At 41.0% G+C, this 1,117-nt stretch carries 1 pseudogene; it reads right to left on the bottom strand.

What is annotated here, in order from left to right:
- Positions 1-1,117: pseudogene (locus ERK18_RS09310) on the bottom strand (hypothetical protein); the annotation flags it as partial.

Raw genomic sequence — 1,117 nt, 5'->3', positions numbered from 1 at the left:
TTACTTTAGCCAAATCGTTTTGCGCATTAGAGTCTGCGGTTGACTTGACTCCATCAATGTCCTTGATGGCCTGGTCTTTGATACTGTTGACTTTATCTACACTATCTGCTGTGATAAGATCATTTTCTGCTCTTAATACAATATTATCAACTTTAGTTTGATCAACTTCTTGCTTTAATTCCTTCTTGACCTTAGCTGCTTCTGCTTCAATCGCATCTTTTGCCGCTACTCTTGCAAACGCTACTTCCGCTGTAGTCGCCGCAGTATCAAAAGCACTTATCGCTGTTCCTACTGCTTTAACTACTGTATCTGTATCTGTTGCTGCGGCAATGGTATTATTAGCCGTAGTTTGTGCTTCAGTAATAGCATTCATAGCTTTAGTATATTCACTTGCCGCTGCTGCTTGTTCATCCTTGCTAAGCTTATCATAGGCATCTTGAACCCGTTTCTTAGCCGCAGCAGCCTGCTCATCAACCTTAGCCTTATTATCTTCTTTTACTTTATTTAATTGTTCTTGTTCTTCTTTATCCGCACTATCCTTAATTTCTTTGATGTCACTAATAGCTTTATCCTTAATGCTGTTGACTGAATCTACACTTGTAGCTGCTTCAATATCTTTATCTGCTTGTGCAACAATCGCATCTACTTTGTCTCGGTCTTCTTGTTTCTTTAAGCCGCTCTTGACTTCGGTTGCTACTGCTTTAACTGCATCTTTTGCCGCTACTTTCGTAAACGCTAATTTTGCTGCTGTTTCTGCTTGAGTAAAGGCTTGGTCTGCTTCACCGGCTGCCTTATTTACAGCTTCTTTGTCCGTTGCCCCATCTATAGCCTTATCTGCTGCAGCTTGAGCATCATCAACCTTTTGGATTGCTTGGTCATAATCTGCTTTAGCTGCTGCCTTTTCGGTTGTACTCAACTGATCATATGCATCTTTGATACGTTGTTTAGCAGCAGTAGCGTTGGCATCAACTGCCTTCTTAGTATCTGCCTTTACTTTAGCCAAATCGTTTTGCGCATTAGAGTCTGCGGTTGACTTGACTCCATCAATGTCCTTGATGGCCTGGTCTTTGATACTGTTGACTTTATCTACACTATCTGCTGTGATAAGATCATTTTC

The sequence above is a fragment of the Lactobacillus kimbladii genome, assembly GCF_014323605.1.
GTDB classification, from domain to species: domain Bacteria; phylum Bacillota; class Bacilli; order Lactobacillales; family Lactobacillaceae; genus Lactobacillus; species Lactobacillus kimbladii_B.
The sequence above is the reverse complement of the archived record's forward strand: the minus strand, read 5'-3'. Positions and strand labels throughout refer to the sequence as shown.